22 protein-coding genes are annotated in these 24,350 nt (G+C 48.6%); 13 read left to right on the top strand and 9 right to left on the bottom strand.

Annotated elements, in window-relative coordinates:
- Nucleotides 1-10: 10 nt before the first annotated feature.
- The 7 genes from MKFW12EY_RS05650 to MKFW12EY_RS05620 form a co-directional block, all read right to left on the bottom strand.
- Nucleotides 11-967 (bottom strand): phospholipase D family protein, encoded by a 957-nt coding sequence (locus tag MKFW12EY_RS05650; RefSeq protein WP_172680177.1) that lies wholly within the window; start codon nt 965-967, stop codon nt 11-13.
- Nucleotides 968-984: 17 nt separating this feature from the next.
- A complete protein-coding gene (locus MKFW12EY_RS05645; protein ID WP_054758277.1) occupies nt 985-2,799 on the bottom strand; it encodes an ATP-binding protein in 1,815 nt (604 codons plus the stop codon).
- 2 nt (nt 2,800-2,801) lie between these two features.
- A complete protein-coding gene (locus MKFW12EY_RS05640) occupies nt 2,802-4,406 on the bottom strand; it encodes a DEAD/DEAH box helicase (protein ID WP_221054150.1) in 1,605 nt (534 codons plus the stop codon).
- A gap of 95 nt (nt 4,407-4,501) precedes the next feature.
- Nucleotides 4,502-5,296 (bottom strand): phosphoadenosine phosphosulfate reductase domain-containing protein, encoded by a 795-nt coding sequence (locus MKFW12EY_RS05635; protein ID WP_054758221.1) that lies wholly within the window; start codon nt 5,294-5,296, stop codon nt 4,502-4,504.
- A gap of 16 nt (nt 5,297-5,312) precedes the next feature.
- Nucleotides 5,313-8,720, bottom strand: coding sequence for a DUF6079 family protein (locus MKFW12EY_RS05630; protein WP_221054149.1), 3,408 nt, complete (start codon nt 8,718-8,720; stop codon nt 5,313-5,315).
- A gap of 10 nt (nt 8,721-8,730) precedes the next feature.
- Nucleotides 8,731-9,651: a DUF4007 family protein gene (locus MKFW12EY_RS05625; protein WP_054758276.1), complete on the bottom strand. Its 921-nt coding sequence runs from the start codon at nt 9,649-9,651 to the stop codon at nt 8,731-8,733.
- A 191-nt stretch (nt 9,652-9,842) separates the two neighbouring features.
- On the bottom strand, nt 9,843-10,676 hold the full coding sequence (locus MKFW12EY_RS05620; RefSeq protein WP_054758220.1) for a hypothetical protein: 834 nt from the start codon (nt 10,674-10,676) through the stop codon (nt 9,843-9,845).
- Nucleotides 10,677-10,805: 129 nt separating this feature from the next.
- Here MKFW12EY_RS05620 and MKFW12EY_RS05615 point away from each other — a divergent pair, with 129 nt between their 5' ends.
- Both MKFW12EY_RS05615 and MKFW12EY_RS05610 read left to right on the top strand, forming a co-directional pair.
- Nucleotides 10,806-11,858: a helix-turn-helix transcriptional regulator gene (locus MKFW12EY_RS05615; protein ID WP_157199109.1), complete on the top strand. Its 1,053-nt coding sequence runs from the start codon at nt 10,806-10,808 to the stop codon at nt 11,856-11,858.
- Between the two features lie 176 nt (nt 11,859-12,034).
- Nucleotides 12,035-13,252, top strand: a complete 1,218-nt coding sequence (locus MKFW12EY_RS05610) for an NYN domain-containing protein (protein WP_221054148.1) — start codon at nt 12,035-12,037, stop codon at nt 13,250-13,252.
- A gap of 128 nt (nt 13,253-13,380) precedes the next feature.
- Here MKFW12EY_RS05610 and MKFW12EY_RS05605 read toward each other — a convergent pair whose 3' ends face one another.
- Entirely contained in the window at nt 13,381-14,028 is a 648-nt protein-coding gene (locus MKFW12EY_RS05605) for a hypothetical protein (protein ID WP_054758216.1), read from the bottom strand.
- A 29-nt stretch (nt 14,029-14,057) separates the two neighbouring features.
- Here MKFW12EY_RS05605 and MKFW12EY_RS05600 point away from each other — a divergent pair, with 29 nt between their 5' ends.
- The 11 genes from MKFW12EY_RS05600 to MKFW12EY_RS05550 all read left to right on the top strand — a co-directional run bounded on the left by MKFW12EY_RS05600 (nt 14,058) and on the right by MKFW12EY_RS05550 (nt 23,961).
- Entirely contained in the window at nt 14,058-14,306 is a 249-nt protein-coding gene (locus MKFW12EY_RS05600; protein WP_221054147.1) for a hypothetical protein, read from the top strand.
- Between the two features lie 64 nt (nt 14,307-14,370).
- On the top strand, nt 14,371-14,871 hold the full coding sequence (ssb, locus tag MKFW12EY_RS05595) for a single-stranded DNA-binding protein (RefSeq protein WP_054758275.1): 501 nt from the start codon (nt 14,371-14,373) through the stop codon (nt 14,869-14,871).
- Nucleotides 14,872-15,015: 144 nt separating this feature from the next.
- Nucleotides 15,016-16,065: a phage recombination protein Bet gene (gene bet / locus MKFW12EY_RS05590; RefSeq protein WP_054758215.1), complete on the top strand. Its 1,050-nt coding sequence runs from the start codon at nt 15,016-15,018 to the stop codon at nt 16,063-16,065.
- Nucleotides 16,066-16,159: 94 nt separating this feature from the next.
- Complete coding sequence (locus tag MKFW12EY_RS05585; RefSeq protein ID WP_054758214.1) at nt 16,160-16,495, top strand: hypothetical protein; 336 nt, start codon at nt 16,160-16,162, stop codon at nt 16,493-16,495.
- A complete protein-coding gene (locus MKFW12EY_RS05580) occupies nt 16,492-17,493 on the top strand; it encodes a YqaJ viral recombinase family nuclease (protein WP_221054146.1) in 1,002 nt (333 codons plus the stop codon). The genes MKFW12EY_RS05585 and MKFW12EY_RS05580 overlap by 4 nt, the downstream gene beginning before the upstream one ends.
- A gap of 341 nt (nt 17,494-17,834) precedes the next feature.
- A complete protein-coding gene (locus MKFW12EY_RS05575) occupies nt 17,835-18,047 on the top strand; it encodes a hypothetical protein (protein ID WP_054758213.1) in 213 nt (70 codons plus the stop codon).
- A 109-nt stretch (nt 18,048-18,156) separates the two neighbouring features.
- Complete coding sequence (locus MKFW12EY_RS05570) at nt 18,157-19,098, top strand: AAA family ATPase (protein ID WP_054758212.1); 942 nt, start codon at nt 18,157-18,159, stop codon at nt 19,096-19,098.
- A gap of 2 nt (nt 19,099-19,100) precedes the next feature.
- Nucleotides 19,101-19,853 carry a hypothetical protein gene (locus MKFW12EY_RS05565; protein WP_221054145.1) on the top strand — a complete coding sequence of 251 codons (753 nt, stop codon included), beginning with the start codon at nt 19,101-19,103 and terminating at the stop codon, nt 19,851-19,853.
- Between the two features lie 122 nt (nt 19,854-19,975).
- Entirely contained in the window at nt 19,976-21,181 is a 1,206-nt protein-coding gene (locus tag MKFW12EY_RS05560; RefSeq protein ID WP_221054144.1) for a DUF3150 domain-containing protein, read from the top strand.
- An 85-nt stretch (nt 21,182-21,266) separates the two neighbouring features.
- Entirely contained in the window at nt 21,267-23,078 is a 1,812-nt protein-coding gene (locus MKFW12EY_RS05555; protein ID WP_221054143.1) for a VWA domain-containing protein, read from the top strand.
- Between the two features lie 346 nt (nt 23,079-23,424).
- Nucleotides 23,425-23,961, top strand: a complete 537-nt coding sequence (locus MKFW12EY_RS05550) for a hypothetical protein (RefSeq protein WP_054758211.1) — start codon at nt 23,425-23,427, stop codon at nt 23,959-23,961.
- Here MKFW12EY_RS05550 and MKFW12EY_RS05545 read toward each other — a convergent pair.
- Nucleotides 23,939-24,316 (bottom strand): hypothetical protein, encoded by a 378-nt coding sequence (locus MKFW12EY_RS05545; protein WP_054758210.1) that lies wholly within the window; start codon nt 24,314-24,316, stop codon nt 23,939-23,941. The genes MKFW12EY_RS05550 and MKFW12EY_RS05545 overlap by 23 nt on opposite strands.
- Nucleotides 24,317-24,350 lie beyond the last annotated feature (34 nt).

Below are 24,350 nucleotides of genomic sequence, written 5' to 3'. Positions count from 1 at the left end.
ATAATTTATATTAGGGGTCAACAATTGCCGATCTGCGATAAAACACCTCTGAGTGTCTAGGAATCGATAGTCCATATCGATCTGGGAAAAAGTATCGCAGCCATCGCATAATTGTCTGCCACACCCTGTCTATATCTTCTATTTCTATAAGTTTCGATTGAAGATAATTCGTTACTTCCCCAAAACGGCGAGGGGCTTCAAAGTAAGAATCCAAACTCCGAATAATTGGTTTTTCTAATAACTGTATTGCAATATTGGCTTCAAAAATTGGTCGGGGAAGGCCTTTCTTAATAACAAAAGCTTCAAGGTCACGTAACGCAAACTCTCGCGATATTGTCGTTAATTTGTCAACCTGTCCAGCGTACACTTGGTACAAATCTTCTGGATTTCTAAGACTTGGAATCCACTTATCTAAAATAGGAAGATTGTGAATATTTTGATAAGATTCATGGGAAGCCAAGTATTCTTCATCGAGAAAAAGGAATGGAGGAAGCCAGTCTTTTATATTTTCAAGTTTTTGAGCTATCTCTTCATATAAATTTTGATCAACTCTAATACAATTTTCTAATAAGCAAACTTCAAAAGCTTTAGCTTCATTATTTTGTGTTGATATTTCTACAAGAAATTCCAAATTTGGAGATGACGACCATCCAAGCGCAGCCTTTGTTAAATTAGCGGAGCCCACAAAACAGCTGTCATCAATACGATAGTACTTTGCATGAAGATTACTTATTAAAGAGAGATGTGAGTTCGGGCGCTCTTTAATAAGGTTCCATACGTCAAGATCGCTAACTCCCGCGACTATCTCTTCAAGTTTCCAGCGAGTTATACATATCAACTCCACATCTGTTGGTATTGATGCAAACAGTTGCTGTAACACGTTCGCTTTAATAAAAGGAGCGGCTAATATCACGCGATTTTGTGCACGCGAAAGCCGCTCAATTAATCGGTTACCTATTTCAACCACAGTAATTCTTATTTTGGTTATGGATTTCTCTCTAGGAACTGCCGAGCGAGCCGCCCCCAATCGCTGCGAGTTTCTTGAGCTTGGACTCGCCTATTTCCATCGGGTTGTTCATCTTCGTATCTTGCCCACGCCATCAAAAGAAGTTTCAACCCGTTCAGAGCATTTGAAACTCGGGTTTCAATGGTCTCTTCTTGGTCATCATCTGTTTCTTTTTCTAGCACCTCCACGAGACATGGATAGGCAGGATGATTTGTATTAAGTGTAATTACGATAGAACCACCACGTTGTTTTACTGAGAAAAAAGCCGATGTCTCAAGATCTGCTTCTGCGAATACATATTTCAACCCATTTGAAACTGTAGTTGCCGCAAGATCCCGTGCAACGGATTGTGGAAGCCCTTCTTCTATAAGTGTCTGTTCTATAATTCCACGCCGTTCGTCGGGAGGTAAATTTTCGTCACTATCGCTTTGGCCAGAATACCCGTCTTCCTTACGCTTTTGAGTCACTTCTGTGGCTTGAGCTTCAGGACTCTTCAAAGGATCCTTATGCCGTTTTCTGGCTGCGCTTTCTTCACTTGCTGTTTGTGCACGTAGCAAGGCACGTAATACGCTTAATGTTTTTTGAATTTGGTGGCCTAGTTCCAATATAGGTGCACGAGGATCTTCATCGGCCGTAAGCTCATTCTTGAGTTCGATTATCGTCCGTCCACCTTTCAGAAAATCGTCAAAATCCAGCTTCGCTAATTCTGCAAAGTTATGGGCATGCTGCTTATTGTTCGTAACTCCGAACAATGGGTCTAACGAAGGAGAAAAGTCTATTTCAACCCCCCACCACCGATCTCGTGGATCAGAGGGATTTGACCAGGCGGGATCGAGTTCGAGCTCTCTATCCGCGCGAACAACTGATACGCCAACATTTTTTGCGGCATGCTTGCCATGTGGTTTTGCTCCCGGGTTGACGCCCTGTCTCGCTTCCTCTTTCGCAACCGAATAACGCACTTTTACCTCGTGTTCTTTTTCCTCGAAAGAGATAACGTGTGTTACTTCAAAATCCTCGCCCCCCCATTTATCAAACATGGGTTTATGGTCAAATGGGGCTGGACAAGATGTTTGCGCTATGAGATAGCTTGGATCATTGGGTAAGGCAAACTTGTCGACACTTACCATAAATGGATTGTCAAAATCGAACCCAGTCATCCGGATTTTTACTCGACCGCTCTCTAGAAACTTCCGATACATCCTTCCGATAACCAACTCAGAGTTATCGATTATAGCGGATGCTGTTTTCCACATAAGTCTATCTAATGAAGACCAAACCACTAATGTACCGCTAGAGCCTAAGGATTCGCTAACCTTCTGCCATACTTCCGGGATCTTTGCAGGCTCGGGCTCTGGAACCTCTGTCATTTCCCGGCAGGCAATTTTGTCAATATCCAAGTAGCTATATAGAGCATTATCGTGACCATTTTGCCAACTCCATACGTCTACTCGTTTACACTGTGAAATGGATGAAGCCGGCAATCCCATACCAAATCGTCCAATTCCTTTCTGATTCTCGGAATTTAGATGAGTGCCGTTGCCAAACTGTAACGCCATACGCAAAACATCTCTGTCCATACCAGTGCCATTATCTAACACCGCGATTTGATGGACGCGAGACCTTCTCCGTTGCTCAAGCATAAAATCCATTTCACCACACAAAAGTTCGACTACTGTGGCTCCAGCTTGTATAGAATTGTCCATTAATTCGGCTAACGCGTATGCGGCGTTTTTATATCCGTTATCACGCATTGCCTTAACCGCGAGATGCGGTGGCACGATAGAAAAAGTCATTGCTATACTCTCCAAACATCTTCCCAATTATGAAACGCTTCCGCAATATCGCGAAAACCCGGTAATCCTTCGTCAATCACAGTTACAATTTCTGCGGTTTTATTACCGCCTGCTTTAGGCCCGCGAATTGCCCGTCCAACCATTTGACTATAGAGAACTAACGATTGAGTTGGTCGTGCGATTACGGCAGCACTTGTTCTAGGCGCATCAAATCCGGTCGTTAGCACGCCAAAGTTAAATAGCACTATGCACTCGTTTGATGGTGACTTGTATTCATCCAGCAATCGGCGCCGTTCTGACGATGGCGTTTTTCCGGTGATCGAATACGCTTTCAAATCACGAGTTTGCAATACAGCGGCAAGTTGATCTGAATGCTCTACAGAAAGTGCAAAAACAATTATTCGGCTATGTTGTTTCGCAAGCGTTTCGACTTCTAACAGAATTCTAAGATTACGTTTTTCATCGTCTGCTAACTTTTCCAAAACATTTTTCGGCAATTCCAATTCTTCCTGAATGTGTCGAAGATCATTATCAGTAAGAGATAGACCTCCTTTATAAAACAATGATCGAAAGTTAGCCTTTGCCAAATATCCTTCGTCTACTAAGAAATCGACTGGGTTGCTGTAGTTTTCGACACTAAGCATAACTTTGCGTCTTGCGAAAAATTCAGCAAGTTCTTCATCGGCGGTAATATCTGACCACGAACGTCCGGGAGTGGCACTTAAACCAAGTAACGCTGTTTTTGGAAATGGTAGTACCAGGGCATCCAATATGAGCCGATAAGATGGCGCTATAGCCTGATGTGCCTCATCCATTACAACAAGAGATGTACGGCCCCCAAGAGTACTAATAAATTTAAGGCTTTTCTTAGCTCGACTGTATATTTTCGGTAATCCAGCGAATATAACGCCATCCCTTATAGAGGCAGGGTCAATCTCATATCCCCCCCAAAACCGGAAAACTGTAATATCCCTATTTCCTAACTGTGACCATGCTTTTTCAAATTCGCTTGCAGCTTGCTCGCATAGTTCTTCGCTATGCGCTAACCAGACTACTACTGATTGCCTTGAATGGCGAAGGTGATCGGCAATAGCATTCATTGCTGTACGCGTTTTTCCCGAACCTGTAGGCATGTGCAGCAAGCAACGATAGGGCTCCTTACTTAGTTCGCACGCTACACGCTCGACAGCATCTCTTTGGTGTTTAAACAGAGCATATGATGCTTGGACGTTGCGATTAGCCGGCGGCAACTCTTCGGACTCAGGCTCTGGCAGAGTAAGTTCAAAAAACGCTAGAAGTATTCGAAGCTTATCTTGATTCTGAAAAGTCAAGCGTCTGAGCTCGTGCCACGGATCATCACCGGTGACGCCAAGCGCTTGTGTGAGCATTGCCGCCTCGTTTGGTCGCAGCAATTCCAACAATTTATCTCGTGTCACTTTTTCAACGAAAAGATATACTGGCGGATGCAGCGAAATTAAAACCTCTCGTAATTTACGTGGTGAAAGAAGTTGTGGATCAAGAGTACCCGCTAAACGGAGAACCTTATTTCCTAAAAGGTCTTGAAGCAGTTCATCGTCAGCACGCGAAATTAAATTGTCGAAATTCATAAAATCCGTTTATTTTTCTTAAAAATATTCAAATTTGAGTTTGAATTTTATAGATCGGATAGCAAATAATACCTAAGACCAGTAAAAACTCTCAACTACAACATACAGATTAAACAGCTATCATTATCATCATCCTCACTATCTTTGAGAATGGCATCCATTAAATTATTTTGCTTTGAATTCTTATTATCCAAAGCAAACCTAGACTTTATTTCATCTTTTCTAGCTAACAATTCATCTAATGATTCACCTTGCGACCAGGTATAGCGTTTACCTGTTTTTTCATCATACTTTTCATATCGTTTTGCATCTTCAAATAAATCAGGATGATTTTCGTACAAACCTATCCATTCTATTTTCCGCTGATAAAAACAAAAATGACAGCCAGACCGGCTACGCCACTCATAATATTTAGGCAACCCTAAGCCGGAATCTTCAAGCAATTTGATAATATCGTCTTTTACTAAACCGTCCTCCTTGAAAGGAAATACTGCCTTGATGTTTGGCTTAGTAGAAATATAGCCTTCTCGTTGTGGCTCATCCGCTCGAATACCAACGTAACTTCTAACCTCATCATCACCAACAAAGTCTTCAAAAGGTTTGAGCTTTAGATTTATCGTGCACCAGCGTTGTTGGGCGGAGGGTAAATAGTTATTGTGTAATTTGAGGTAATAATCAAACTGACGCCCGCCATTTAGGCGAATGATTTCTTTGCCCAAATAATCTTCCATCAAATCGATAAACTCTAAAGTCTCAGGCAATTCGGCCCCAGTATCAGTAAAGTAATACTCCATTTCCGGCACTTTATCCCGCATATAAATCGCTAATGCCGCACTATCCTTGCCGCCTGATAACCCTAATAAATGTCTAACGGGTTTATCGTCACTCATAGTAATTACTCTTAGATTAATTGTGTTCGGTTAATTCGCGCATCAAGCTTGCCAAAATAGCTTGTTTTAACGCTTTGTCTGCTTTTGCTAGTTTCAGTTCCGCTATTTTGGCATCGGCTTGTTGTTTGAGCTTGTCGGTAATATAGGCAATTTCACTATATTCGCCCTGTTCGCTAACGATGCGGATTAAAGTCGCTTGGCTGCCAACATCCGCTTTTTGCTGCTCGGCATGTACTACTGCTAATTCCTTTAAACGTTCACTGAATTCGCGGAGACGATAATCGGCTTGAGTGATATTGTTTGGCTTCCATTTATCCGGCGTAGCACTGCCTAAAAATGCGGCAACCGATTCCAACCAACCTTGCTCGGTATCCTTTTCGTTTTGCAGCCTTATAACGAAGGCTTTTAACCCTTGTCCATCAACGGTGTATTTTTCCAGACCTGCATAACGTTGATTCAGCGTATGTCTTAGTGTGCTGATCTCTTCGTGTTCGTCCAGTTCAAAGGCCTGACAGAGCTGGCGTTTAAACTGGGACAATAAATTCTGGTAGGCCTTATTAAGGATGTTTAGGCACTCGACCAGCACATTCAGAAAATCGTTTGGATTACTGCCATTAAAGTGCTGCTCGTCTGTAAAGGCAAGAAATCCGCAAGCTTCCGGTAATTCTTTAAACAATAATTGCATCGGACTTTGCGTACTTTGGAATGCATCGCGTACCGCCAACGCTTTTGGGTCCAATTCTCGTGTAGCTAGGGTATATGCGGGTAGTTGATGGATGAATTTTGCCAACGGTTTAACGATGTCCAGCAAAGTGCTATTTTCCGGCGACTTACCCACCAATTTTTCTAAATATTGATTGAACAAGTCTGCGCGAATCCCGCTAAAGTCGAACGCTTCGACAGAAAACAATTCGGGGCGCTTTAATAAGATTTCCAAGTGTTCCTGGGTTACATGCGGACAGAATACGCCGCTTTCGTAGAGAGCCAGTGAACGCTGGTTAGCAAGAAAAAAACCAATAAAGATCAGCGATGACACGCCCTTTTGCACGCCATAAGGCGGTTGTTCTATCAGATGATAGATGTCGACAAGCGGCTGCGGACACTTACTTTTTTTTAGTTGTTCATCGATCGCTTGCCATACGCCATAAAAACGATATTTATTAGTCGGGCTTGGATTAACGAATTGCCAAGCACCATTTTGTAACACATGAATGCCAGGCTCTTTGAATACTGCACGATAAATCGTTTTTTCAGGTGGGTATTTTTTAGAATCGAATCCCAAGTCTTCCAAATGGGTGTTAGACAATAACGCCTCGACTAATTTGTTTTTAGCGGCATTGGCTTGACCCGAGGTTTTGTCGCGGTTGATCAGTTCGTTCTTAATCAATGGCGCTTTACTAAAAACCGTCTCCAAAACCCTTGAAAGTAAGGTTTGCAAGTCCTTTTTATTGTTTAAGAGCGGCTGTTTTCCTTCCCAATACCACTCAAAAGATTCCGGTTGTTCCAAATACGAATTGAGTAGATCGAGTTCAAGGCTTTTCACGGCTTGAAGTCGATCTTTTAGTTCTCGTTGCGAAACGGGGTCTGACTTCAATTCCGCGCGCTCGGTCTGAATTTTTTCCAACGCAATCGCTTCGGAAACCACCTGTTTGATTTGCGCTGCGTTATCGCATAGCACGTAGATCGTGAGTGAGTCAGGGTAAGTCTTAACTTTTTCGCTGAACATGTCGCGATCGTCTTGTCCTTCCGCCAAAAAGAGAACGATCCTAGGCTGATCGACGCTTTCGAAGAAATCGTTCCGCGTCGTCGCATCCGCATAAAAGGGTTGAAAATAGCGCAATACGCCGCTAGTGATTGAGTACTTGCGAGCGACGACCGGCATCAGCTGATTTCGGTGTGTCAGTGCCTCTGCCAAATTAACGCGACCAAGCTGCTGTGTTGTTTCGATAACGGCGGCATCCAGGTCAAAGTCACTACCTTCCCATACCCTATATTCCAAGCTGTATTTACGATAGTTGATAATGGATTTAGCTTGCAGGTTTTTGAGCAATTGCTCTACATCGACCGATTTTGGAAAGCACAGGGTTAATATTTCTTTACTGGCTTTAAATCCTGCTTGACGGCCAATGATGTTAAATAGGCCGATGGTTTTTAATAATTGAATTTCGGTGTCGTCGGCATCGCCCAACCGTTCCGTAGCGGTGATGACTTCTGCCCAGCGTCTGTGGGTTGCATGATCCGTGGTGGCTGAAGGTTGATTTTCTATGAAATATTCGAATACTTCCCACGGCAACACCCATTCACCCACATTTTGTATGCGACTTACGCTGTCTTTAAAACCAAAGTATTCCTGACTGCCGAGATAGCTGAACAGGGTTCTTTCGTTTTGAGCGACTTTTTGACACAGCGTCGGCAATAACAGTGTCGCAATAGGATGCAGCGGATAGCACTTGGTCAGAACGTCTATGGCTGCATCTGGCGATAATCCAGAAAGGAGGGCGTTTTGTTTTTCCAATACACAGACTATTTCTGTGGCCTGCTCCTGAATAGTTTGCTGGACTTCCGGCGTTAACTGGCTATGAAAAGCCGCCGATATAACCCTTAATGTTTGTTCGGTAGACTCTAGAAACGGCACGTTTTCGAACCGGCCTTGCACTTTTGACCACTCCTGTTTCTGTGCTTCGGCAAGCCCTTTTGAATATTGTTCAAAGGCTTGATGCATCAATACCACTAGCAGGATATTGGCATCACCACCTTCAACACATAATTCGCCTAGTGCTTGCAGCAAAAAGATGTCATTGCTGCCCTGATGGCGGGCCTCATATTCAAGAAATTTACCCAGCTCATCGATGACGATCAAAATGCCTTTGCCGGAAACTTGGCTGACGGCCTCGCGCAGTTTTTTTAACAGTTTGACAATTTCACTGGTTGTTTTCGTTCGGTGTGTTGCTTGTTCTAGGTCGTGAACGATGGATGGCGTGCCTTCAGTTTCAATTTCAGCGAAATATCCAACTGCGGCCTGGTATAGCGCTTGCACGAAGCGCTTACTCAACGATTCGGGGCTGCCGGTTAATAGCACTATGCAATAAGCATTAGAGTCGTGTGTACAGGCGGTAAATTTTTCCGCGACATCTGGATTGTGCCGTTGCAAAATTTCTTCGGCCAGTACGCTGTTTGTGCGTTCTTGGTTTTCTAAAAGATGGGCCAGAAAGGCGGCAAACGATGATTTGCCAGATCCATAAGGACCGACCAAAGACCATGCCCTAGGCATCGTCTTTTGATTAAACGTTTGTGCGATTTTGTCTAGCGTCTGAATGGCCCGGGATGTTGGAATGTAAGCCCGCAGAACGTCGCTTGACTCGGCGTCTCGTTCTAAGTTGATAGATCGGGTGTAATGGGTGTCTACTTGTACAATGTCTCTCATATCGCCGCCATTACCGGGTAGGTTGATAATAATGACGGAGAAACGTTAATGACTCGGTCGTGCTATCTTGTCGGTAAAGCTGATTGACGCCAGCTGTTTCATTGATTTGAAAAATGTTGGGGTATGCTTTCACTAAATCTTCTAATTTTGCCAATAAGGCGCTTTCCGTCAGTCTGAATACGCTTCCAAGAGCAATTCCGTCTTTTTGACCATACATTAAATCCGCAATCGGGAGAGTTTCGGTTTGCCGTTGATTAAATATTTCGTTTGCGGCATAGCCAATCAGCTCTATCGGCAAACTCGGTTGCAAATTGCCGTAAGAACGGTAAAAGTGTTGGTCATCTATAGCCGCAACCAATTTCAATGAGGTTAAGGGCGAATCCAAGCTTTCTTCGATGGCTTTGGCATTGCTATTAGAGGGGCAATACATCCGCAAAATCATTGAGACTTCATGTTTTACGGTTCTTTCCGAGTGTTTACCTGTGAGATTGTTACGAACAAAATCGGCTAACGATTCCGCTGCATCGTCGCTTGTGAACTCCGCCTTGTGATAACAATTGAAAAACCAATACCATGCTGTAACTAGTTCGGCATTCGTAGCTAATTGCCAATGAATGAGCCAAAGTGTGGCTTCATCTTCAAGATAAGGATCTCCACCTTTATCGGTGAAAATTGCTTTTCCAAGATCGGAAGCTTCCAACCCTTCGTCTGTATCCAGCAGCATAGAACTGGCCCGCAACCAGTATTTGATGGCGTTGACCATGTTTTTGCCGACGCCAAGTTCAATCGTGGCTTCGTCAGAAGAAAATATGGATTTGTTTTTTTCGAAAGCCATAAATCCTTTGGTTAACCATGAATAACGCAGGGCAAATGTTTCATGGCGACCGAATGATGCTTTTTTAGGGTTAATCGGCTTTAGCAGACTGTCCATGTATAAAATTATTATGATGAATAAAGATCGTTTTAGGTTAATTACCGCACTAGGCAAACAATTAGCCTTTATCCATTTTAACATCCACACATACCGAGCACTTCGCGTTTTTCGAAGTTGAGCATCCACGTCCGCCCCAAAATTATTTTATCTAATTGATAAACAACACTAAACGATATGAATAACCCTGTTTATGCAAACATGCAGTCCATCAACAAAGAATCAAACTCCGAACTGTGGGCATTGATTGTTGTTTTGAAACCTTGTACCCAGCGATACAGTTTCGGGCTATCGTATAGGACTTCTACAGCCAAATCGGCGCGATGATAAACACGCTTGTGAGTCAGTTTCTTAGCCTTGCTGACGCTTTCCCTACCGCTATATTTTTCCAGGCGCTTCAAGAAGACGGATGCACGTTTTTCTTCGTTTTTGAACAATTGCAGAAAGACGATTTGATCGTACAACGGCTCTGATTCGGCAAGTAAGCGGCAAAAGCAAAGCGGCTTATGCATATTCAACTTGTGATAATAGAACCGTGCCATTCGAATCCATTCTGTTGGTGTCAGCAGATCATCAGAATGGCCTTTGCCCAACGCTTGTTTAATCAGGCCGGCTAAATCCAAATCGCCCTTTGCTTGATTGGCAATGGTGGAAACAATGACGATATTGTCAGGGCAGTAACCCTGTGCATTATCGATTCTGTCCACCGACCAATCGGTAGCATTGTGTTCTGCGAATGTGAAGGGCTGGCCAGTGATTGGACAGCTTTCACCAGCTTCGGTCAGCTTTTCACACAGGTCATGCTTACTGATTGATACTTGAAGGCCTTTGACAATGGCTCTATCACGAATGGCCAAGAGCTTCTTGTCGAAAATATCGGGCTTCTTTTGGGTGACGTTCTGTATTTTAGCCGCTTCGTAGCCATGGCGAATTTGCTGACGCTGGCCGTCTTGGAAACGACTGATTTCCAAAGGCAGGCCAAAACGGTAATGATCAAAACCGATTTCAAACGCTAAACTTGTCATGGCTAATTCCCTCAATGTGGTTGCGGAACCGGCGAGCTCTTGCTAGCCGAGGGTATAGCTTACGGATAACCCTTACAAAATGTGTCAGGGTAAGAAATTGGAAATTTTTAGGTTTATAAGGAGTGAAACTTGTCGGATCAAAAATCTCAAGCCGTTGTTCAACGTCGGCTACTGGTTTTGGAAAGCATTCGCCGATTGAGCGGACGTTCGGAGCGGTGGGTGACAGTTTCAGAAATCGTCGCCGACTTGCGACAACAAGGTTACGCTGTCGAAATCCATTCTATTCGCCGTGACATGAAATCGTTGCTGGTAACTTATCAGCAATTGGAATGTAACAACAATAGCAACGGCGAGGGCGAGGCTAAAAATGGTCTGGCTTATGGTTATCGTTGGGTCGGTAGAGATCAGCAAATGGGTGGTGGCATCACTTTGCCAGAAGCCTTATCGCTAGTGATGGTTGAGCGTTATCTGAGTCAATCCTTGCCTGTGCTATTGAATCGTCCATTGCAGGATATTTTCACAAAAGCCCATCAGACATTAGAGTTGCATAAGAAAAGCCAAATTACTCAATGGCCTGAAAAAATTTGCGTGATCCAACCGGCGCAACCGCTTATCCCACCAGAAGTCCGAGGTGAAATCCTGGAGGCAGTGCATGATGCGTTGCTAAACGAAAAACAGCTTCGCGTAAGCTACCGCGCTACTCAAAAGGTTGACGCTGAGCCCAAAGCGTACCGTTTGCATCCTTTAGGGTTGATTCAACGCGGCCCGATCACTTACTTGGCTGCGATGGCCAACGAATATGAGGATGTATATCTTTATGCTTTGCATCGTATGCTGGCAGTGGAAGTTCTAACGGAGGATTGTCGTGGAAAAAACGGCTTTGATTTGCACCAATTTGCCCAGAGCCAGGGACATTTTGGTACCGCATCGCCCATCCACCTTGAAGCAAAAATTTGCGACCATTTGGCATTGATACTTCAAGAATCACCTCTCAGTGAAAACCAAATCATTTCCGAAGTCGACAGCTTGGGATTCAAGTTGTTGACAGCCGATGTTCTGGATACCTGGCAGTTGCGCTGGTGGATTATGGGTGAAGGCGATCGAATTGAAGTCATTTCACCATCAGAACTTCGACAGGATATTCAAATGATGCTCACAAGAGCGCATGCCCAGTATCTGTAAAGTACATAGAGGTGACGGTATAAAGTCAAACTGTCGATCAAGCAAACACTCGCATTTTGACTGACATCGGTTGTTAGCTGAGACGCTAAAAAACCGGGCTGTACAAATTCAAAAAAAGTTAAACTGGAAGGCAATTTTTATCTGATTTAAGGGAACATGCGAGATACCGCATCCTCATGACACATCAAAAAAACAATCGTATTGCGGTGTTCGTAGATGCCGAAAATGTCACGAACTGGATCAAACACGGCGGCGTCAGAATACTGATGGAAGAGCTGAATCAGTTTGGACAGATCATTATCCGTCGCGCTTATGGTGTTTGGAGCAAGCCGAATTTGGCCATGCACCAAGCGGCCATCAATCGATCCGGGTTTGAGCTCATCCATTGCTACCATCCCGTGACCGGCAAAAATACGGCGGACATTCAGATGACGCTGGATATCATTGAATGCGCCTGGCAATTACCGAATATTACCTGCTTTGTGTTGGTCACCGGCGATTCAGACTTTACACCCGTTTTTCGCCGACTTCGGGAAATGGACAAGGATGTAATTGGCGTTGGCCAGCATTCTACGTTGAGTGAATGCGTGAAGACGTCGTGCACTCGATTCATTTATACGGACGATGTCATTAACACATTGATCGGCAATGAGGCTTCGCCACAGGAGTCCCCACCTCCGCAACCATTACCTAATTCCACTCCAACGCTTACGCTGGCCGAGGCCGATGAATTGGTCATTGCCCAATTGAAAGCATCGCCTACACCGGTCAATGCTTCCCAAATCAAGACTTTGCTCAAGCAGACTGCGGCCGACTTCGACGAAAAGCATTACGGCTTTAAAACGTTCACGGATTACCTAAGCGCTAACAACGCCATCGAAATCAGCAAAAGCGGCACGGTTAATTTCGCCAGTTTGGCGAAGCCTGCTCAACCAACCGAAACAGACAAAACCATTGCAACCGCGGAAGCCTACAAAGCGCTTCTGAAAAAATACAATGCGCTGCCGGACAATGCCGACACGCTGAAGAAAATTTACAAACACGCCGTTACCTTGAAGGAAATCTGTCCAGATCCTGCACAATTTAGAACGGCCTTATTCGATCTGTGTCATAAGGCTGACCCGAAAATTAGCAAAACGACCGTGAACAAAGCATTTTCCTATTTTATCGTCATGGGACTGGTTCATACCGAAAAGGCTAAAGGCGGCGTCGATACCGTGCGGGTGAAAAAAATCACACTCAAGGATTTTTTATTGAAATCCGACAAGTTAGTCATCGCCAAACTGCTGGAACTTGGCAAAACTCATGCCCTAGACTTGAAAGCCAAGGAAATCAAGAAGCTCACGCTGTCAACGATCAGTAAAGACAACATCAAAAAATTGATTGGTGAATGAAGCTCGATAAAACGGCCAATCATTGATCCTTCGCCTCAACGTGCGCGAAGCGGCGTGACAAATCCGGCACAAACCTATTTCATTCAGATTGACGGTCATTGCGCACCCACCTTATCAGAGCTTGGGGATTATTCGTTGTCATCAGCCACTGAATCCTCATCCTTGGAAAGTTTCTCTGTTTCATCCAACAATCCCGATTCCTGCCGGGCCAATCGCACCTCCTCCCCGTGCCCTTGTTCATACGCTGCCTGATGCGCATGTCTTTCCATCGTCACAATTTTATTGGCTAGTCGCTGCAAGCGCTGCTGCCACTCTAGGCGCGCGGCAATGCAATGTTTGTTGGAGATGATCTGGCACAGCCACAAGGTGTCCATGACGATCATCAACTGATCTAGTAAACGAATCAACTCGACGAATTGGGCTATCTGCGGCGAGGCAATCTTGGCCACAAATTCCCTGGGGTGCGTGTAGGTCGGTGTTTCGCTGATGCCGTTGTCGGCCTTGAGTTTTTCCAACCGCATCTTTTCCTGCTGCAGCTGCTCCGCGCATTCGGCAATCATCTGGCTGACGAGGCTTTCGATTTCATCGACCGTTTCCTCGCGGCCGATGATGCGCAGGATTACATCGATCGCATACAAGGACACCATCAGTCGGTGATAGCTATCACGAATGACCCGAATGGCTTGCTCACTGTTGATGCTAAATGTACGCTCAAATATCGGCCGACTGATAGCGCGGCGCGGGGCTGGTTTGGGCTGTGGAGCTGCTTCGGACATGACCGTTTCCTGATGTGGACGAATGGTTCATGATCGTAAGCCAGATTCTTTTTAGCCCTTCCGCAGCTGATGGCGAATTCGGCATCAGCTGCAAGAACACTTCAAAAAATCTCTGCTTCAATACCCGCCAACGGAATCGGTTGGCCATCGGCCTTCCTTTTCTTCCGAGACTTTCTCGGCTGGTCTTTCATGACTGCCTTGATCCGGCTTCGGTCGGCGTTCCGTTTTTAAGCGGCGACGGTGGTTGTCCATCGGCGTGTCAGGTGCGTCAAGCCTGATGTGAGTTTTTATTGTTTAACCCTGCCGGGCATATCGATTCCCGCAGGGATTCGGCGCACCGGCATGCCCATCGCCGCGCAGCTGGGTATTGTTATCGTTGAGTCGGGCGCGGCCGACAGGAGGAATGTCATCATGGCTAATCGCGGCGTGAACAAAGTCATCTTGCTGGGCCGGCTTGGCGCCGATCCGGATGTTCGTTTTATGCCAAACAACGGCGGCAAAGTCGTCGCCGTCCGTTTGGCAACCTGCGAAGTCTGGAACGATCCTAAAAACGGCAAACAGGAGCGGACGGAATGGCATCGGGTGGTGTTTTTCAAAAAACTCGCCGATACCGCCGAACAGTATTTGCATAAAGGCAGCCAGATCTACATCGAGGGCCGTTTGCGTACCCAACAATGGAGCCAAGCGGGCGATAAGCGGTACCGTACCGAAATCGCCGCCTTTGAATTGCAGATGCTGGATCGCCCTGCCCCATCAACATCTGGAAATGGTTCATCAACATCGAACTCGGCACCCGAGGACTCTGATTGGGATGACGACTACAGCGATATGCCAAACCATTAAACCGCGGCGCGCCGATTATCGGCGTTCGTGGATTTAACGTTTTACACCGCCGATCCTTTTCAGGCTTCGGTATTTCAACCCCAAGGGGAATTCCATTCCCCGGCGGGTGATGGCGTTCCCTTTTTTTATTGAAGGAGACCCACCATGAGCCAAAACAACCGTAATACCTTACCCAAAACCCGTGACCTGCCGATGCCGACTGTTGTGCAACAGAGCTACGGCCTGTCGGAGCAGTCCTGGAAAGTGCTGACGGAAGTCACTTTTCCCACGGCGAAAACCCCAGAAGCCATTCTGATGGCGCTGGATTATTGCAAAGCCCGCAAGCTCGACATCTTCAAAAAGCCGGTGCATATCGTGCCGATGTGGAGTGCAGCCTTAGGCCGCAATGTCGAGACCGTGTGGCCATCCATCATGGAAATTCAGACTACTGCGTCGCGTACCGGGGTTTGGGCTGGCATGGACAGGCCCGTTTGGGGCCCTGATGTCACCAAAACCTTTACCGGGCGCTACAAGGACGACAACGAGCAATGGCAGGAATCCAGTGTCACCGTGACTTTTCCCGAATGGGTAGCGGTCACCGTGTACCGGATCGTCGGCGGCAAACGTTGCGCCTTTACCGAGGAAGTCTATTGGCTCGAAGCCTACAGCACTGCCGGAGGTAAAAACTCGCAAGTGCCGACCGCGATGTGGATCAAACGCCCCAAGGGGCAATTGGCCAAATGCGGTAAAGCGGCATCCTTGCGGGCGGCGTTTCCGGAGGAATGCGGCTATGCCGCCGAGGAAATGGATGGCAAAACGCTCGATGATATCGTCGACGGTACCGTGATCGATGGCGAGGCGACGCATTGGAAAACCGATGTTGGCCATGTTGATGATCGGTTTACGGGAGCATCCGAGCCTACACCGCACGTGATCGACCTGTCGCAAATCCATCCCAAGGTGCAAAAAGCGGTCGCAGAGTTGGTTAGACGGACTGCGGCGGCAGGCGCCTGGAAAGCGGCCTACGACTATGCCAATCAAAAATTCAAAGGCATCGATCTGACGTTTGCTTTGGCCGAGCTGGATAAGGTATCGGAGGTTGATCCCAGGGCAACACAAGCCTTGAACCAAACCGACAGCACCGGTATGCCACCTTTGTCCGCGAAAGACATGGCCATAAATCAGGCCCGTCAAACCTTGGGTAACGCCGCCTAATACGCTGCTACCCAACATTCCCTAACCACCCACGAGGGCGTCATGTTTCGCCCACGGGGTTGGACATGACACCCTTCTTTTATCAGGAGATGTCATGAACACAAACGATCAATCATTGAACCGCGTGCCCTGTCATACCGACTGGCAACGTTACGATTCCCCCACGGTATTACGCCGTCACGGCCGGGGCTTTCTGGAACGCCTGTGGCGACCCCAGGGCAACGAACCGAATCCGCAACCTTTGAGCCAACCAGAACTGACGACACTTGCCGAGAGTTTTGGCGGCGTGTGTCTGCCGGTCCAAGACGAACTGCTGTTGCTTTTCGGGGATGGCTATTGGGCCCGGCGTTGCCAGACCCAGCTGCACAAGCTTGGCATCGAGACGGTACGTTTCGGCTGCCAGGTGCAGTTGACCGGATTTTCGCGATGAAGGTCATCGACGTTTCGCAACGTTCCGATACCTGGCGGCAGTGGCGCTTACAAGGTGTCAGTGCCAGCGAAGCAGCCATCGTCATGAACCGTTCGCCGTACAAAACCCCGTGGCGTCTCTGGGCCGAGAAAATCGGCCTGGTTTTGGAAGCCAGCCTGGACAACAACCCGTTGATCCGCGCCGGCATCCAGCAAGAGCCCGAAGCTTTGCAACGCTTCGAGGACAAACACGATCTGATGTTGTTACCGCTGTGCGGCGAGTCGGAGCAGTTTCCCTTGATGCGCGCCTCGTTCGACGGCTTGTCCGACGCGAATGAGCCCGTAGAAATCAAATGCCCGCACGAGACCACGTTTCTGGATGTGCTGTTGAATCGGGAAGCCTCGGCCGCCTATCAGTTGTATTGGTGCCAGGTGCAGCAGCAATTGCTGGTCGCTGATGCCGAACGTGGTTTCTTGTTTTTCTACCATCAAAGCCAGGATATCGAGTTTGAAATTCAGCGCGATGACCGCTTTCTCACCGAGTTGGTCGAAACGGCAATGGATTTCTGGTCGGCAGTTAAATCGAAAAAGGAACCACACAAGGATCCTGAACGCGATTTGTATTTGCCGCACGGCGAGGCGGAACGGCAATGGCAACAACTGGCGGCGACGTATCGGCAACGGGAGTTGACTATATTGGACCTCAACAGCCAACTCAACCAGTTGAAGGATGAGCAGTCGCGCATTGAAGACACTTTGGTGAGGTTGATGGGTGATTACGTGGCTGCGGAGCATTCCGGGCTACGCATCAGCCGGTTTCAAAGCCAGGGCGCCATCGATTACAAGGCCGCACTTCACGCCTTGCAACCGGATGTTCAGACCTCTGCGCTGGAAGTTTACCGAAAACCGTCGGCCACGCGAGTCCGTGTGACTTGCAGGGACGATGACGGTAAACACGCCGAAGTACCGTTCGACGCTCAGGCCTTGAAAGACCTAGCCGGTGTGGATTTTTGGTTTTGATGGTTCGTTTCAAGACATCCTGTAACCCTGGTGGTTACGGGATGTTCATTGATGACAGTCGGCTAAGAGTGTTAACGCCGGACACTTCATGGAATCCTTCAGTTAAGGCATGTCGGTTTTAGGCTGGGCTTTGCCGTAAAACCCAACCCAAAACCCGCATCGTTCAGGCATTCCCTTCGTGGAATCCCGAATCCGGTTTCGACCGGCGTTCCGTTGTTAAGCGGCATGAGCGTTTGCCTCGTGTGCCAGGTGCGTCAAGCCTGGTGTTTTAGTTTGTCCCGTTGGGGTTCATCACCCTCACGGGACCCGGTGACCCCTTTTATCGATTGAAGGAGGTCATTATGAATCAAGACTTTTGGAAAACCTTGCAGGGCTGGTTGAACGTTGCGCATAGCAACGACATTCAGGCCAAAAAGCGTGTGTTGCTGGAGATGCATCGTCAAATCTTGGACCCCGGTTTGAGAAGCGACATTCAGCGCATCGTGCGTTTGATGGACCGGGAGCTGTTGGCCCGTGCCGAATGGGCAATGTATTGCGTGATGCAGTTGCGTTAATTTTTTATCGACCCTGGTTTACCAGGGCTTTACTCACCCGTTGGGGCTCATTACCCCTTCGGGGCGGTGCGCCCCTTGTTTTCTGAGGCTAGTCCTCGAGGAGCTCACCATGTATCAACACTATTCCATCGCCGACACCTTCGGCATTCAGGCCCCGGCGTCCATGAAAGTGGAAGGCTTTGCCCCGGCCAATAACCCCTATGTACCGGCCGTCAAGCCGTATGTGTTTCGCAAGGATCACTTGCGGGATGTGTTGGCGTTTTTGGGCGCGCATAACGGCGACGGCTTATACCTGACTGGTCCGACCGGTTCGGGTAAAACCTCGTTGTTGGAGCAAGTCGCGGCGCGTCTCCATTGGGGCGTGCATGCGGTCACCGGTCACGGTCGACTGGAACTCAATGATCTACTCGGTCAGTACATGTTGGTTGACGGTGGCGCGATGAAGTGGATTGATGGCCCGTTGACCCTGGCGGTACGCCTGGGCCATGTGCTGTTGATCAACGAAATCGATGCCATCGACCCCGCAGAGCTGATTGGCCTGAATGAAATCGTCGAAGGCAAGCCGTTGACGATTCCGCAGACCGGCGACGTGATTGCCCCGCATCCCAAGTTTCGCTTGGTGGCCACCGGCAATAGTGCCGGCAGCGGCGATCAGTCGGGTTTGTATCAAGGGGTTTTACGGCAAAACCTGGCCTTCCTGGATCGTTTTAGGTTGATGGAAGTCGGTTACCCCGAACCCGAAGACGAAATGAAGCTATTGGCCGATGTGGTGCCGACCATGCCGGAATCGGTACGGGAAAGCATGATCAAAGTGGCCAACCAGATTCGTAAAGTCTTTATCGGCGGTGCGGACGGCGGCGGCATGTTGTCGGTGACGTTATCGACACGCGGTTTAGTGCGCTGGGCAACTTTGGTGGCGACCTTCAAAAGTGCCCCGAATGCCCTCGCCTACTCGCTGGACCGAGCCTTGACCTTCCGTGCCGAACCCGCCGAACGCGAAGCGATTCATCGCATCGCCAAGGATGTGTTCGGTGACGATTGGGCGGTGTAGCCATGGCCGTGTGGAATTTGTTCCGCTATCGCAATAGTGATGGCAGTTCCAAAGACTGGGCCGTCACTACGAATGCCGACGGCTCGATCTCGACGCGTTGGGGCAAGACAGCTTCACGTCTGCCGAGCATCAATACGCGAACCGGGATTCGCCAATATGACATCGAACGGCAAAAACAGGCCAAGGGCTATGTGTTTGTCGGCGAAGTCGAGATCGATGCCGACGGCAACATCCGCTTATCCCGGTCCGCGCCGATGGCCGATCCCTCGCCCATGCCGCCCCAGACTCCGTCGATCGCTGTCGACAAGCTGTATTGGCATGTCGATTGTCGCGCCGGACACGTTACCTTGCTAGACATGGGTATCGCACTACGGCGTTGGTTGGGCGATCTGGAAGCCTGGTCTCAGGCTCGAGGTGATGCGGTGAGTGACTGGTCCGGTTGGCAGCGGTTGATCGATGCCGGCCAGGGCGATGAAGCCTTCGATCTCAGTGGGCAAATCGACCTCGAACACGGGGTGTTGCCTTGCCTGTGGTTGATGGCCTTGAAACATGCCGCGTTTCCCGGCGTTTCGGTCGGTATTGCCACCGAAAGCGGCCGTGACGTGTCGGCAGAGCTGAAAGCCGAAACGGATGTATTGGCGTTATTCGATACCGACGTCGAGGCCATACGGCCGGCGGCGGAAAGCTTGGGTCTATTGAAACCCAGGCTCGATCTGGCGTTGGCCATGGCCGATCAAACCGATCACTGGTTTTGATCGGCCGAGGTCCCAACCTTCAATTCCTGTGGCGAACCATTCGTTGCAGTTTTTTAACATTAACCCGGAAGGGGCCATTTGCCCCCATGGGGTCAGTGTGCCTTCTTCCCTAGGAGGTACACATGACACAAACCCAACTTATTCTGGACCAAGTGGTCTTGGTCAAAGTCGACGCCACCATTTACGGCGCGCGCAAAAAACTCAACAAAGAGGATCTGGTCCTGGCCGACGGGAGCAAGTTGCCGCCGGAGGATTTGGCCAGTTTGGGCTCGAAGCGCTTGCTCGATCCGGACCGTCTATCGGTGTTCAACCGCTTGAAAAAGGAAGCCGAACGCATTTGTTTACGCGTCGGCACTCGGTTTCTGGGCGGGTTTATCGTACCGGTCGCGGCAGCGGCGCAGGTCACCGCGGAACTGGACCGGATCGCCGGGGACTTTGCTCAGGCACGGGCCGAGTTTTTGGATGGCTACGATGCCGCGGTACAAGACTGGATGGTCAAACATCCGGAATTTGCCGGCATCATCGAGAAAGCCATCGACTCGGTGGCTTTGGTCGCCACCCGCTTGACGTTCGATTACCTGGTGGTATCGGTTGCTTTACCCGAACAGTTGCCAAAAGTGGAGGTCGAACGCCTGGAAAGCAAAATCGGTTCGTTGAGCGAGCAGATGTTCCATGAAATTGCGGTGGACGCCAACTTGCTGGTCGAGCAATCGTTACTCGGCAAGGAACAAGTCACCCGCAACGCGCTCAGGCCGATCAAACGCATCCGCGACAAACTCGATGGTTTGAGTTTTTTGGATCATCGCGTAGCACCAGTGGTAACGACCATTGACGACTTGCTCGGCAAGATCCCGAATCGGGGAACGATAGAAGGTAGTTTGCTACAGGAAATTCTCGCCACGGCGATGTTGCTGGCCGATCCGGATAAAACCCGGCGGCACGGTGAAGGTTTGTTGGCGGCGCAAGCGCCGGCATTAGAGACTGATGCTGACGTTGATCTTGGTATTGATGTTGAAGAAACCGTCAAGCCAGAGGAATCCGAGCCATCCGTGCTGCCAGCATATCCAGCATCTGTTATCACTGAGACGCCTGAAAACGATCCGGATTTTACGGATCTGTTTGATGGCATCTTTGATGATGAACTCGAAGCGGAATCGGCACCGGATGACTGGGCTTTGGAAGTCTTGCTGGGTAAGCATCAGTCTGAGCGAGAAACAGAACAGGATGCCGATCAATCGCATGATGTAGACCACGCGACGGAACCTTCAATGGTGACGGCAGGAGACGATGAGGAAGCGGACGATTCCGACCAGGATTACTGGTTCTGATCTGACGCCATTTAACTATTCACCCACTGGGGCAAACCTTTGTCCCGCTGGGGTCATGGTTTGCCCTTAATTTTTGGAGCACACCATGAAAAATAGAACTTTACACAACGCCTTCCCCATCGTCGCGGCCGCCATTGGCAATCGCTTTGGCGTCAAAGTCAGCGTCGGTGGCGATCAAGCCTATACCGATGGCAAATCGATTCAGCTACCGGCCTATGAAGGCGACGATCCGGATTATCAGGATGTCGCCTGGGGACTGTTAGCCCACGAAGCGGCGCATATTCGCTATTCGGATTTTACGCTGCGCTATGGGCATTCGGTCTTACGCCGGCGGCTTTGCAACGCGATAGAAGATGTCCGCATTGAGCACGAATTGGCCAAAGACTTTCCGGGTACTCGATTGACGATACGCACGGTCATAGAAAAGATGATTGCCAAAGGCGACTTTGTCGCCAGCCGTATCGACGAACATCCAGCCAATATTCTGTACAGCTATGTCTTGAAAAGCTTGCGTGCCAGGGTATTGGGTCAGTTGGCGTTACGGCCATTGGTCGAAGAAACCGAATCCGCTTTGAAGGCAACATTTCCAATCGGTGCGGTAACGCGACTGAAAGGCTTGCTGTCCGAAGTTCCGTCGGGCTTGCATTCTGAGTCCGATTGCCTGCATTTGACCGATCGAATCCTGACCATGATTGAGCAGGAGTTCGAGCAACAACAGCAGCGTAATCAGTCACAGCCATCGGCAAATGAGGAACCCTCGCCTGAACCGAAAGATAAGGATCAGGACGCAGAATCAGAAGATTCGAATACCCCTGATTCCCAGGATGAAGTGGATCCCGATGAACGCTTACCCAACGACACTGACGCCGATCCGTCCTCAGAATCGGCCGGTAACGAAGATTCGAATCCGGAAAATCCTGACGATGAACTGGCAACGACAGCCGAGACTACTTCACCCAACCCGCAAGATGAGGATGAAGAAAACACGGAGATTCCCGATCGTATGGCTGTCTTGCAAACGATGTTGTCCGCCGGAGACGGTGACATCGAGCAGGATTTATTCGAGTCATTGAAATCGGCGTTGTCGTTGGCAGCGGAAAACGTGTCGGAACTGCTCATGCCAAGCGGCCACGAGCCACCTATGGACGAGCGAGCCGGTACGTTTTTACTGCGAAAGGTGCAAAGCGAATCGGGAAAAATTCGTGCTGCCTTGCAAGGCCTGGTGCAATCGCAAACCCTAAACCGCTCGCAACACGCTTGTCGTGGACGGCGGATGGATGGCAAGCGTTTACATCGATTGTCAGTGGGTGAAACCAAAGTGTTTCAGCGCCAACAAGCAAAATCAGCACCGAATACGGCGATTCATCTGCTACTCGATAAATCGGAAAGCATGGGTTATCAGGTGACCGATAGCCAAGGGCAACCGATTGGATCGCGAATGCCGATTGCGTTGGAAGCGACTTTGGCACTGGCCTTGGCCTTTGAAGGAATTCCTGGGGTTAATCCCGGCGTCACTGCGTTTCCAGGGCGCCAAGATGACTCGGTGTTTCGCTTGCTGGAACATGACCAACGTGTGTATGCCCGTACCGGCGCCTTTTCGCTGGCGGCTACCGGCAGTACACCGATGACCGAAGCGATCTGGTTTGGTGCGGCATCACTACTGCGCTGCCGGGAACCGCGCAAAGTGTTGATGGTGATGACCGATGGCCAACCCAACGATACGTTGAGTACGCTGGAACTGTTACAGCGCTGCCGCGATAGTGGAATCGAAACGGTCGGCGTGGGCTTGGGTTTGGATGTCAGTCATCTATTCCCGGTTGCCATCACCATCAACGAGCTATCGGAGTTGAGAGCCCAATTGTTCGAACTCTCGAAAGCGGTGTTGTTGGCGGCGTAATTTTCAGTCCGTTATCTGTAGCCCAATCCTTGGCCCAATGCCTTGGATTGTGGTTATGGGTAACTGATTGCAACCGCGGTTTGTCGAATGCACTCCATATAACGAGCCCATTCGACAAACAGACCTTTCATGTGTTCTTTTCGAAGAATGCTGAATCCGACTTCGGTCGGCGTTCCGTCATTAGGCGGCGAGCAAGGTATTCCCTTGATCGTGTCGGGTGCGTTAAGCCCGATGTAAATCACAGTGGTTCTACCCACTGAAAATCAAAACCCGCTTCGGGCGACCATCGCCCGGCTGGGTGCTGTTCATTCGAAGTGTTTTCTTAAACTTTTAAAGGAGAACTTCAATGAACTTTATTTTCGGCATCATCCTGTTGGCTATGTTTATTCTCGCTCTGAGAGTGATTTGGGCAACGACGTTGCAACTGTTGCATGCATTGAAACACGCAGCTCAAACGTTTCACCGCTATCGTGTTCAGCGATTGGCAAGGAATCGGCTACCGGTCATCATGCCACGTAGCCGAGAAGACTTGGATTGGTTGGCGATATCGGATTCGGTGCGCCAGGAAATTCAGAGTCGCAATCGTGAAACCAATCGCGAGTTGGAGCGATTGGAGCTTCAATATCAAGCCAAACAGAAAACAATCAAACTCTACGAGGCGGATATTGAAATCGCCAAATTGGAGCGGGAGCTTTTGAAAATCAAACCGACGATCGTCTCGGCGGAAACCGAGGCTAAACCTCGTCGGCGGTCTAAAAAAGCGACCGAATCAGCCATGGTGGACGACAAGTCCACTAAAACCGCTCAACAGGTTTTTCAATTGCGGGAAGCGCTAAAAGGTAATGCCAACGCGTTACCGGTTAATCAGCAAGCCCGCCATTGAACACCTTTAGCGTGGTTCCGGTTCCAGTATTGATGCTGCGAACCGGAATTCCGTATTGACTGGAGTCATCGGCCAGTAGGCAGTGACCTTCGGGCAATAACGACAACAAGTCGTTCTGGGTTTCCCGACGAATTTGTCGAATCTTGTTTAGAAACGGCCAGGCTTGTTCAGGATTATCAATCCGCTTGAGCACGTCGGCTTCCAAAACATCCAATTTTTGGAAAATTTGTTGGCAATGTCGAATGACTTTTAGTGGTTCGTCGACCGGAATCGCCATCGGTTTTCGACTTGGATACGTCTCTTCCGTCTGCTTAGGACTGAGGAAATCAAAAATGCGCAAAATATCGTCAAACATGGCTATTTCTCTGCTTTTTAATGAGTTTTAGCCA

It is taken from the genome of Methylomonas koyamae, from assembly GCF_019669905.1.
GTDB lineage: Bacteria > Pseudomonadota > Gammaproteobacteria > Methylococcales > Methylomonadaceae > Methylomonas > Methylomonas koyamae.
This window is presented reverse-complemented; position numbering and strand designations above follow the sequence as displayed.

What these genes read in the sequence shown, in the direction of transcription:
- MKFW12EY_RS05640 (WP_221054150.1), bottom strand. Translation starts at nt 4,406, where the DNA reads ATGAATTTCGACAATTTAATTTCGCGTGCTGACGATGAACTGCTTCAA.
- MKFW12EY_RS05580 (WP_221054146.1), top strand. Translation starts at nt 16,492, where the DNA reads ATGAAGGTCATCGACGTTTCGCAACGTTCCGATACCTGGCGGCAGTGG.
- MKFW12EY_RS05555 (WP_221054143.1), top strand. Translation starts at nt 21,267, where the DNA reads ATGAAAAATAGAACTTTACACAACGCCTTCCCCATCGTCGCGGCCGCC.
- MKFW12EY_RS05560 (WP_221054144.1), top strand. Translation starts at nt 19,976, where the DNA reads ATGACACAAACCCAACTTATTCTGGACCAAGTGGTCTTGGTCAAAGTC.
- MKFW12EY_RS05600 (WP_221054147.1), top strand. Translation starts at nt 14,058, where the DNA reads ATGATCGTAAGCCAGATTCTTTTTAGCCCTTCCGCAGCTGATGGCGAA.
- MKFW12EY_RS05645 (WP_054758277.1), bottom strand. Translation starts at nt 2,799, where the DNA reads ATGACTTTTTCTATCGTGCCACCGCATCTCGCGGTTAAGGCAATGCGT.
- MKFW12EY_RS05625 (WP_054758276.1), bottom strand. Translation starts at nt 9,651, where the DNA reads ATGGACAGTCTGCTAAAGCCGATTAACCCTAAAAAAGCATCATTCGGT.
- MKFW12EY_RS05605 (WP_054758216.1), bottom strand. Translation starts at nt 14,028, where the DNA reads ATGTCCGAAGCAGCTCCACAGCCCAAACCAGCCCCGCGCCGCGCTATC.
- MKFW12EY_RS05575 (WP_054758213.1), top strand. Translation starts at nt 17,835, where the DNA reads ATGAATCAAGACTTTTGGAAAACCTTGCAGGGCTGGTTGAACGTTGCG.
- MKFW12EY_RS05565 (WP_221054145.1), top strand. Translation starts at nt 19,101, where the DNA reads ATGGCCGTGTGGAATTTGTTCCGCTATCGCAATAGTGATGGCAGTTCC.
- MKFW12EY_RS05545 (WP_054758210.1), bottom strand. Translation starts at nt 24,316, where the DNA reads ATGTTTGACGATATTTTGCGCATTTTTGATTTCCTCAGTCCTAAGCAG.
- MKFW12EY_RS05570 (WP_054758212.1), top strand. Translation starts at nt 18,157, where the DNA reads ATGTATCAACACTATTCCATCGCCGACACCTTCGGCATTCAGGCCCCG.
- bet (WP_054758215.1), top strand. Translation starts at nt 15,016, where the DNA reads ATGAGCCAAAACAACCGTAATACCTTACCCAAAACCCGTGACCTGCCG.
- ssb (WP_054758275.1), top strand. Translation starts at nt 14,371, where the DNA reads ATGCCCATCGCCGCGCAGCTGGGTATTGTTATCGTTGAGTCGGGCGCG.
- MKFW12EY_RS05630 (WP_221054149.1), bottom strand. Translation starts at nt 8,720, where the DNA reads ATGAGAGACATTGTACAAGTAGACACCCATTACACCCGATCTATCAAC.
- MKFW12EY_RS05620 (WP_054758220.1), bottom strand. Translation starts at nt 10,676, where the DNA reads ATGACAAGTTTAGCGTTTGAAATCGGTTTTGATCATTACCGTTTTGGC.
- MKFW12EY_RS05610 (WP_221054148.1), top strand. Translation starts at nt 12,035, where the DNA reads ATGACACATCAAAAAAACAATCGTATTGCGGTGTTCGTAGATGCCGAA.
- MKFW12EY_RS05585 (WP_054758214.1), top strand. Translation starts at nt 16,160, where the DNA reads ATGAACACAAACGATCAATCATTGAACCGCGTGCCCTGTCATACCGAC.
- MKFW12EY_RS05635 (WP_054758221.1), bottom strand. Translation starts at nt 5,296, where the DNA reads ATGAGTGACGATAAACCCGTTAGACATTTATTAGGGTTATCAGGCGGC.
- MKFW12EY_RS05550 (WP_054758211.1), top strand. Translation starts at nt 23,425, where the DNA reads ATGAACTTTATTTTCGGCATCATCCTGTTGGCTATGTTTATTCTCGCT.